The sequence below is a fragment of the Candidatus Acidiferrales bacterium genome (assembly GCA_035515795.1).
Classification (GTDB): Bacteria; Bacteroidota; Ignavibacteria; order Kryptoniales; family JAKASW01; genus JAKASW01.
In genome coordinates this window covers 1-10,281 of sequence record DATJAY010000031.1, presented here as the reverse complement: position 1 = coordinate 10,281, position 10,281 = coordinate 1, and the positions used below count along the sequence as shown (strand labels likewise).

Genomic DNA, 10,281 nt, shown 5'->3' with positions numbered 1-10,281 from the left:
GTGGCAATCAGGGAGAACCAGCACGAGGTTGATATGAACCTCGAGATAGCTTACGCGCTTGGCCTGGATAGGAAACTCGTCGATCGCGTGCCGCACCTCAACTTAGATGAGGGACTCAGGCGTTTTGGCAAGAAGAGGATTGAAAGTTTGAAGAACGGAGAGGTTTTCAAGAGGGTGGTGTGCATGCATGTTGGCAGCAGTTCCAGCCAGTGGTGGAAGAGGTGGAGCGTTGAAAAATATGCAAAAGTGTGCGAACATCTGATTCGCGATCACGATCTTGTAATACTATTGGGATCCCGGGAAGAGAGGGAGCTGAGTCTTGCCATGGCACGACAAATGAGCGTCATGCCGCATATACTCGCAGGTGAGACATCCTTCCTGGAGGACGGAGCAATTGTTGCGGAATCCGATCTTTTAATTTGCAACGACAGCGGCCTCATGCATCTCGCTGCCGCCGTCGGCACACCGGTCGTCGCGATTTTCGGGCCCACGGATTATACAAAGTTTGCGCCGCTTGGGGACCGCCACCGGATTGTCAGAAAGGACTTCGAATGCAGCCCATGTTACAAAATGGACGGAGACTGGATGGTAAGAAACTGTCCGTATGAATACAGATGTTTGAATTCGATAGGAGTGGAAGATGTGCTTCGACATTTGTGAGGGCTCATTGCAGTTCCAGCTCGAGATAGATTGGAGGCGTTATGTTAAGTTCAGAAGCGTCATGAGGTATAAATGGCGATTGGGAATCTAAGGTAAATGCCAAAGCAAATAGGTAAATGGATCCGGGTCCTCGTCGTGTTCCTGGTGTTTTACTGCTTCATTTTGGGACTATTGCTGGCTGTTGGCTTACCGTCGCAATATGTCGATGCCATGAAATTCTTAAAGGAAGGATTGATCCTAATTCTCGTTTTTCTGGCGGCTCTATGCGCAAGAAGATTCGAGAATCGTGGTTTCAACCTGTTAGACTGGCTGGTGCTCTCGCTCTGGTTGGTTTGTACGATCTATTTACTCCGTTTCTCCCCAGCGCAGGTTCCAAATGTTGCGAAGCTTAATGAATATAGAATCTACATCTACGTGTGCATCGCTTACTGGATCGGGCGTTACTCTTCCATATCTCCCGACGAAATGATTCGGCTTGTGAAGTTCATTTCTTTCATAGCTCTGGTTTCAGCTATTGTGAGTGTCCTCAACCTAGCAGTTTTTGACTATGCATTTTCGAATATTGCGGACCTCTATCGAATGAATCATACGTTTTCAGCGGAATATGGTAATGATGTGCTTTCGCTGCAGGGCCTCGAGCAAACATGGGGAGGGGGATTTTACTTACGTATTTGGGATCTCAACGGAAGTTATCTCGATCTGGGAAATTATCTGGTATTTGCGAGTTGTTCATTTCTTTGCTTCTTTTATTTCTCTCGGAGGAGAAAGTATCTTTACTTATCTATCGTATGTATGATTATTCTCTTACTGACCGGCGCGCGAGCCGCCGCAGCCACTATGTTGCTGATAGGTCTGGGAGTAGTTGCGGTTCGCCTAAAGAAACCATTTTTGGCATTCGGTATACTGGGGATAGGGGTGGTCGTCGTGGCGACTGTCCAAACTGTGCAAGACGCTTTTGTCATGGCAGTGGGAAATGCCCTGGATCTTTCGGATAGGGCTGGCCACATCGGCGGCTGGTATTTCATGATACAATCCTTTATTGCAAATCCTTACGGATACGGCTTCGGCGTGGGTGAGAGGACCGCTTCGATATTCGGTACAAGTCGCTATTTAACGGGGTTTGACAGCAACCCCGCTCATTTCATAGGGAACATGGGGTTTCTGGGCGGAGCTCTTTGGTTAGCGACGGAGATTGTTCTTCTGATCACCGTCAATCGTGTGAGAAAGTCTGACCCGCGAATTGACGTGCGAATTGTCGCCTTCGCCGCGTTCTTCATCGGACTCAATTACTTTCTCATTTCTCTGACGAAATACATTGACACTTCCTACGATGTTGCCTTCCCCTTCTGGATACTTGTAGGATGGGTCTCCGCAAGAAGTAATTTCATTTGGAATCCCGAAGGGAGCATGGTAGTCACCAGGGATGTCGTAACGATACCCCAATTTGGGAAATAAGATAGATGACACTCCTCCCAAATTCGGTGATGCCCGGCCTTCTGCTCGGTGATGGTGTCAATCGGTATGCGGATTCAAGAATTCATCTCGGGACTGTTGAAAGGAATGATAGATGAAGCAAGTATTAGCCCGTAAGGGCAAGATTTTTGTAGAAGAGGTGCCCGCCCCGACCGTACATCCTGGATGTGTCCTCGTTCAGGTAAAGTATTCGCTGGTCAGCACCGGGACGGAGCTGTCCGGAATTGAAATGTCGGGGGAGTCGTTAATCAATAAGGCCCGCCGACAACCCGACAAGGCTAGAAAGATGATACAGCGGATGCGCGATGAAGGTGTCCTCGGAGTCCTGACGAGCGTAAGGAGCGTCCTGAACATGCCGAAGCCGCTGGGATACAGCTGTGCCGGAATCGTTCTCGAAGTAGGAAGCGGCGTGAAGGGGTTCGCAGCCGGAGATCGCGTGGCGTGTGGAGGGGATGCGTATCACGCCGAGGTTCTTTGCGTTACAAAGCATCTCTGTGTGAAGGTGCCTCCGGATTGCTCTTTGTCCGACGCGGCTTCGGCCACCGTTGGCGCTATAGCGATGCAGGGAGTTCGGCGGGCATGTGTCCAGCTCGGTGAGACGGTCGTTGTGGTTGGAGTCGGGCTGATCGGTCAGATTACCTGCCAACTTCTCAAGAACGCAGGGTGTCACGTAATAGCGGTTGATCCAAACGAATGGAGACTTCATCTTGCAAAGCGCCTCGGTGCCGATTTCGGCTTCTCACCCGGTTCTGCCGACATCAGCCGGAAAGTCGGTCTGTTGACGAAGGGGCAAGGTGCCGACAGTGTAATTATAACCGCCGCAAGCGGTTCGAGCGACGTCGTGAATTCTGCCATGGAGATGGTTAGAAAGAAAGGGAAAGTAGTAGTGGTCGGTGCAGTCGGAATGAACCTGCGTCGAAAACCGTTTTATGATAAGGAGGCTGATTTTCTGATCTCCTGTTCCTACGGCCCGGGACGTTACGACGATCAGTACGAGAGTGTGGGAATCGATTACCCGTATGCGTATGTGCGGTGGACCGAAAACAGAAATATGGAAGAGTATGTCCGGATGTTGTCGGACAAAAGAGTGCAATTCGGTCCGATGGTGACGGAAGTTGTTCCGGTTGCAGAAGCCGCAAGAGCATACGAGTCTTTGTCCCGCAGCAACGACCGCATGGCAGTTCTCTTCAAATATTCTGAAGATGATGCAAGCTTTCAGCGCGGTTGGAAGACGACGAAGCATCTCGCTTCTTCGAGGAGGAGAGGTCCACTACGGGTCGCAATAGTGGGCGCCGGCAGTTTTGCCCGCGCAACGCATCTGCCTAACATATCAAGGTTGTCGAGGGACTTCCATCTCCGAGCCGTTGTCAACAGGGAAGGATACAAAGCCGATTCGCTTGCAAGAGAATTCGGTGCTGATTATGGCTCCAGCAGTTTTGACGACGTCATCGACGATCGCGAAGTGGACATCGTGATCATCGCCACCAGACATAATTTGCATGCTCAAATGGCGGTCAAAGCGGCAAAAGCCGGAAAGGGAGTCTTGCTGGAAAAACCGATCGCACTCACGCTTGACGAATTACGGGATGTTGAGAAAGTTGTCCGTGCCTCGGGCGTACCGTTCATGGTTGGCTATAACCGCAGGTTCTCGCCGCTCTCATTACAAATGAAGCGCGTACTCAGCGATTCGGCGGGCCCGAAGATGATCGGCTATCGGGTGAATGCAGGCTACATCCCGCCCACGCATTGGACGCTCTCCGAAGAAGGCGGCGGGAGGATAGTTGGAGAAGCGTGTCACATGTTCGACTTACTGCTCTATCTTGTCGGCAGTCCGATCTCGCGAGTCGACAGCAAAGCCGTAAAACTTTCCGACACTCTATATGACGAGAACGTCGTGACTTCGCTTGAATTCCGCGATGGGTCAATCGCGACCCTGTTCTACAGCACGCTGGGTTCATCGAAGATGGAGAAAGAGCGCGTTGAGGCCTATGTGGACGGAAGGGTGATGCTGCTTGAAGATTTCAAGACTCTAACGGTATTCGGTGATAAAGTCAGCAAGGAAGGCTCCGGAAAAGTGCAGAAGGGGTATCTCGAAGAGCTCAAAGAGTTCGCCGCTTATATGAAAAACGGCGGCGCTCCGCCGATTCCTTTCGATGAATTGTTTGAGTCGGCTAGAACGAGTCTCATCGTACGGGACCAACTAGCTTCTTCGAGGGAGAAATTGACAGAAGGGTGAGCGTCTTAGATTATTTGGAGAGTTCTCTTCTCCGCCTTTTTTCCTGGATTGAGGCGCAAGAGTGGCAGGGCATCGACCATTATGACATCATGGATAGCCGGCTTTTCAGGCCGCTGTTGAAGACGAAACCAGGCCGCATTTTCTCTATCTTGCTGCTCGACACCGCGCCGGGATTTTTGAGATCAATTACTCGAACACATCCTAAGCGAAATCCTAAGGCCGTGGCTCTCCTCGCACAGGCTTACCTCGATTATTTTGCCGTGACTGGAGACGACAATTACCGCGCGATGTCCTTGTATGCCGCCGATTGGCTGGTCGAAAACGCTTCGCCAGGATACAGGTATCCGTGCTGGGGATATCCATTTAATTGGCAGGCGGACTCGTTTCTTCCAGCTTACACTCCTTCCGGAGTTGTTACCGCCCACGTCATTGATGCACTTCTTTCGGCGTATCGAGTTTCTAATGACCGAAAATATCTCGATACCTGCGCAAAGGCATGCGGATTTTTCAAAGAGTATCTTAGGTTGACGGTGTTCAGTCGCGATGAGGTCAGCTTTAGCTATACTCCTTATGATCAGGAGGTTTGTCACAATGCAAGCCTCCTTGTTGCTGCCGCGATTTTCAAGACGGCGGCAGCTGACTCCGCGGTCGATGTATCTCTCGCCGGAAAAGCTGTTCGATTTGTCATGAACCAGCAAAACGATGACGGCTCGTGGTACTACGCATACCCTGTCGGTCGAATCGACCCTTATCACACCGGCTTTGTTCTCCGTTCTCTCTTTGAAATTCATAAGGTGCGGCCGGATGTTGAGATCCCTCAACGAATCGAACGAGGTCTTCGGTATTTCGAACGGAATCTCTTCGATAGTTCGTTGGTTCCATATTTCAGAGTAGGCCGCAAATATCCGGTGGACATACACAGTTGTGCGGAAGGTATCCTTTGCTTTTCCGAGTTGGCCTCGTTTGACGGTCATGGACTGGAGAAATCTGAGCGCACAGCGAGATGGACAATTGATCACATGCAGGACAAGGAGGGATTTTTCTACTACAGGAAATATCCGATGCACACCGTGAAGATTGCATACTTTCGTTGGGCACAAGCCTGGATGGCCAGAGCTCTCGCGTCCCTCATACTCAGAAATCGGAAGGCGCGTAATACCAAAAGCATGATTGAGAGATGAGCCGCAATTCCGACATCGACGTCTGCATGATAACCTCTTATCATGATTTTGATGACGACAGGATTTTTCAGAAGGAAGCAAAGAGTCTTGTCAAGGCAGGGAAGAGGGTTGTATTGCTTGCACCGGCGGACAAAAAACAATTTATCTGCGACGGGATACAGGTCTTCGGGTTCAAAAGAAGGAAGTATCTTGGAAGACTTGTTACCACTCTTCAGTTGACAGTGAAGGCGTTCGAGCTGAGGGCGGGAGCATATCATTTCCATGAACCGGAGCTTCTCTTGGCGGGCATGTTTCTCCGAATATTTACACGCGGCAAGATCGTTTATGACGTTCACGAGGAGCACGCGACCAGCATCCCGGTCAAGGTCAAAAGTCCTCTCATCAGGAAACTTGTAGGGATGTGCATCTTTGCATTGGAGAGGATGCTTGCGAAGGTGCCGCACAATGTGATCGTAGTGAGAAAGGATCTGGCAGACAGATTCGCGCGTTACGGATGTACAAATATAACCGAAATACTTGTCTGCGCACCGACAGAGCTCTTCCCCCGAAGGGAGAAAGGCGTTCTCAACTCCGGAACTGTCACAATTGTCCATGAGGGAAACCTCGATATCGCGACCAGAGGACTGGACAAATATCTCGAAGCCGCGAGGATTGTGAGAGACAAGATAGCGAATGTCCATTTTCTTACGATCGGAAGAGTTCCGCCTAAAGATCTGGAATGGATGCGAAGTTTTATGTCGGCTAACCGGATGGAGGATTATTTTGAGATTTGTTCCTGGATAAGATTTGAAGAGCTGCCGAAAATATTGAGAGCGAGCTCCATCGGTATTCTGTTGTTGCAGCCGGTGTCGATGAACAATATCATGGGACTCCCGAACAAGCTGTTCGACTATATGGCAGCGGGCATACCTACCGTTGCCTGTAATTTCCCGAACATAGCTGAGATAGTTTCTCGCGCCGACTGCGGCGTTCTTGTCGATCCAACCGACCCGGCTAAAATAGCAGCTGGCGTCACTTTCTTGATCGAGAATCCTGAAGAAGCAGTGCGCCTGGGCAAGAATGCCCGGGCAGCTTTCGAGAGATACTATAACTGGGAGGAAATGGAAAAAAGACTACTTGCAGTATACAGCTGAACCGTTTCGGGCGGCAAGGCAACAGCCCATGAATCAAGGCACTTAGTTTCTGTTAAGATGGATCTCAATATTATGAACTCAGACTATTACCCCCTTTACAAATACGAGACTCCTTGCATGCCATGGTTTCAATCACCCTGCGACATACACATCGACGATCTCTTCCACGAGTTAACGATTGGCGAGCGCTGTGAGCATTCACAATTGAGTCAAGAGCAGGTTTCATAGATGTATTCATCATCGACAGTAGAAATTGACTCGAAATGGGATGAACTACTGAAGACTATGCCTGGCTGGAATGTGTTTCAATTATCCGATTGGCTTCGCCTTTATGTGTCATCATATTTCAGCGGTGCGACAATCCGTGGTGTCCTTTTGCATGAAGGCACTGAGCTGATAGGAATGACACCGGTGGTAATGTGGAAGAAATTTGGATTCTCGATGGCAGGTTCGCCCCTTCGCCATGCTCTTACTCCGTACATGGGCATCGCATGTAAGAGAAACCCCGAGGCCTGCGTTTCCGCATTCGCGCAGTATTGTTCGGCACAAGGAGTGAGAATGGCGACGCTGACGCTGTCCTTCTTCCTTCCCGACACCGTCGTCACTCATAATCATTTTCGAGTGAAGACGCGTATGACCTCAGTTATAGATCTGAGCGAAGATCTCGACACGATCCTGAAGAAGATGGATGGCAAGACAAGAAACCAGCTAAGGCAGGGAGAAAAGAACGGACTCGAAGTTTCATTCGACATCGATGACAAATCGGTGAACCAATACCTTGGTCTCCGCAGCAGACTTTACACTCTTCAGGGAATGGACCAGTCCACATCGAGCACGTTGATGGAAAGTTTCTTTTCCTCTTTCCCAAAGGAATACTACGCTCTCTTCTCAGTGAAGTATGAGGGTGCAATGATCGCGGCGGCAGTCCTGCTGAAGTATGCCGAAACATGTCTGTACTGGGATGGAGTTTCGGATGCCCAATTCAACAGGCTGCGGCCAAATAATGTTCTGCAGTGGCAGGTGATAAAGTGGGCGAAAGCCTCCGGTATACACTGGTATGACCTGGGTGGCACTAACACTCCGTCGATAGCTCATTTCAAGAAAGGATTCGGCGGGATAGAGAAGACTTACACATCTGTGGAGATGTTCTCACCTGCGTTTCTTGGCAGTGTGTGGAAAGTGTTTGAAAAGCTGAGAGCAAGAAAGAACCCACGACTAAAAGGCGCAATGTGAAAAAAATCCTCTTGTCTGCAAACTTGTCCCAATTGCATCGGAGAGAGACCGTATGTCTCTGATCCTGAGAATCGATGTGGACAGGCCTTACGGCAGACGCAGTCTGAGCAGTCACGTTATGAGCCGGATCGGCTCAGATTTCTATTTCCCCGCCGTGAGACAATTAGGATATCTGCACGACCTCGAATTAATCCTAAATCTTCTCAACGATTCCGGCCTGAGATCCTATGTGTTTTTCAGGAGATGTACGCTTCCCTCCGGTGCGGTGATGAGATTGATTGAGGCTGGCGGACACGTGGCAGGCCTGCATCTCGAGAACTCCAGATCTTTTGAGAATTTTCAAAACGAGTTGCGCTTGCTGGAATGGCATTTGGGTTGCAAGGTGAGTACCTTCTCCAAACACGGCTCCGGGGTGCATAAGTATGGCCTGCACCATTATGCTCCTTATGAGCCGGAGAAGTATTTATCCTGGGCTGAAAAATCCGGTATGAAGATCTTCATGGGGAACTTAGAGGATCCAACGATCTTGCCGCGACATTACGGAGACTCGATTCTATTTTTCCCTTCGGCGTTCTGGCTGGAACCACACTGGCGGGATACGAAGAGTTTTACCATCGAGTGGCTTGTAAATGAAGCTAGAACACGCGACGTCGTTTTGTTGTTCCACCCGGAAAATGTCATTGTCGATGCGAAACTAATGGAACATTTTAAGTATATCATTTGCAACAGTGAATCCAAGATCTTTTGATACAACGCAGTTGGAGAAATTTCCTGTTTAGAGAACATGAGATGAACGAGAAAAATCTTCCCAAAAGAATGTGTATGGTCGTGCACTCTTATTATCCGAGCGACGCGAGGGTCAAGAGGGAATCGGAATTGCTTGTTCGGAATGGTGTCGCCGTCGACGTTCTTTGTCTCCGGAATAAGAGTGAGATAAAGAGAGAAAACGTTGGCGGAGTAAACGTGACGAGGTTAGGTGTAAGAAGACATCGAGGCGCTCCCGTTCTTATCTACCTGTTGGAATACTTTATGTTCATTTCCTACGCTTCGTTCATATTGGCCGTTCGATGCATTCGCAACAGGTATGAAGTACTGCAGTTCCATAATCCCCCTGACTACATTGTCTTCGCAGGTTTTTTCCCCAAGCTTTTGGGTGTAAAGATCGTTCTGGATATGCACGAAATAGTACCTGAGTTATTCATGAACAGGTGGGGGCTTGAAGAAGGAAGCATGGTAGTTTGGGTCACAAAATGGCTGGAGAAAATCAGCATTGCACTTTCAAATAAGGTCATGACAGTCAGCGATCCCGTAAAGGAAGTTATCGAATCTCGAACCGGGAGGAAAAATATTACCATTGTAATGAATGTGGCAGACGATGCTTTGTTCAGACCTGTTGGACGCGGAGGGCATCTCCGTCCTGACTTGACCCTCATCAGTTATCACGGTATCGTGGCACCATGGTACAATATTTCATCGGTCATTAGGGCGATCAGCAGGTTGTCCGCAAACGGAAGAAAAATTCGATTTGATGTTTTTGGCGACGGCCCCGACTTTGAGACCCTGAATACTATGGTGCGGAGTAGTAGACTTTCGCCAATAGTATTTCTGCATGGGATGCTTCCCATCGAAGACATAAAGAGAGAGGTAGAGCAATCCGATATCGGCGTGGTGCCCTTGGTTAACAGGAAATATTATGCTGATTTGGCAATGCCGACCAAGCTTCTCGAATTAGCTGCGCTGGGAATTCCAGCCATAGTTCCTCGCCTTCCTATAATCGAACGGTATTTTGATGACGCTATGGTACAGTATTATGATGCTGACGATGAAGATGATTTACGAAAGAAACTGGAAGAACTTGTCATTAACTGTGACCTTAGAGCCTCGATTTCCTCTAATGTTAAGAAGTTTTCCAATCGATATAGTTGGGAGAATCAGGGGAAAGCATATCTTGAAATGCTGGAAGATTTGGCCCGGGGACGTACTTGACTATGAACGATTGAACCGATATAATTAATGGAATTTGGTTAGAGCGATGCGATTTTACGGTCTGGTGCGGGAAAGTTAGGGAGCCGAAAATGATGAAGTTGTTGGCTGGGTTTTGGAGAGCTTATCAAGGACTGTGTTGACATCTTGGAAACGCATTGAGGAGATAAATCGTGTCAATGAGACTGGTACGGAGTAAGAACTTATTTCTGTTGCTCGCATGGGCTATATGGGGATCTATGGTGGGCGGTTTTGCATTGGACAGTGCATATGGGCAATCCACCGCAAGCGGGTATCCTGTACCGGACGATCAGAAGATCGGCGGGGTTTGTTTCAGAGTCGATGACGACCAATCCATAAGCAACTGGTACGCGTACGCAAA

General features: G+C 49.1%; 9 protein-coding genes. All 9 read left to right on the top strand.

Features of this window, described 5'->3' with window-relative positions:
• The coding region (locus VLX91_12760) for a glycosyltransferase family 9 protein (protein ID HUI31077.1) at positions 1-660 on the top strand (660 nt) is incomplete at its 5' end.
• Positions 661-756: 96 nt separating this feature from the next.
• A complete protein-coding gene (locus VLX91_12755; GenBank protein HUI31076.1) occupies positions 757-2,115 on the top strand; it encodes a hypothetical protein in 1,359 nt (452 codons plus the stop codon).
• 112 nt (positions 2,116-2,227) lie between these two features.
• Positions 2,228-4,369 carry a bi-domain-containing oxidoreductase gene (locus tag VLX91_12750; GenBank protein ID HUI31075.1) on the top strand — a complete coding sequence of 714 codons (2,142 nt, stop codon included), beginning with the start codon at positions 2,228-2,230 and terminating at the stop codon, positions 4,367-4,369.
• Positions 4,366-5,550, top strand: coding sequence for a hypothetical protein (locus tag VLX91_12745; protein ID HUI31074.1), 1,185 nt, complete (start codon positions 4,366-4,368; stop codon positions 5,548-5,550). Before VLX91_12750 ends, VLX91_12745 begins: the two co-directional genes overlap by 4 nt.
• Positions 5,547-6,683 carry a glycosyltransferase family 4 protein gene (locus tag VLX91_12740; GenBank protein ID HUI31073.1) on the top strand — a complete coding sequence of 379 codons (1,137 nt, stop codon included), beginning with the start codon at positions 5,547-5,549 and terminating at the stop codon, positions 6,681-6,683. Before VLX91_12745 ends, VLX91_12740 begins: the two co-directional genes overlap by 4 nt.
• A 228-nt stretch (positions 6,684-6,911) precedes the next feature.
• Complete coding sequence (locus tag VLX91_12735; protein HUI31072.1) at positions 6,912-7,916, top strand: GNAT family N-acetyltransferase; 1,005 nt, start codon at positions 6,912-6,914, stop codon at positions 7,914-7,916.
• 52 nt (positions 7,917-7,968) lie between these two features.
• Positions 7,969-8,664, top strand: coding sequence for a hypothetical protein (locus VLX91_12730; protein HUI31071.1), 696 nt, complete (start codon positions 7,969-7,971; stop codon positions 8,662-8,664).
• 41 nt (positions 8,665-8,705) lie between these two features.
• Positions 8,706-9,902: a glycosyltransferase family 4 protein gene (locus VLX91_12725; protein HUI31070.1), complete on the top strand. Its 1,197-nt coding sequence runs from the start codon at positions 8,706-8,708 to the stop codon at positions 9,900-9,902.
• Positions 9,903-10,078: 176 nt separating this feature from the next.
• Positions 10,079-10,281: hypothetical protein (locus tag VLX91_12720; protein HUI31069.1), on the top strand; the 203-nt coding region annotated here is incomplete at its 3' end.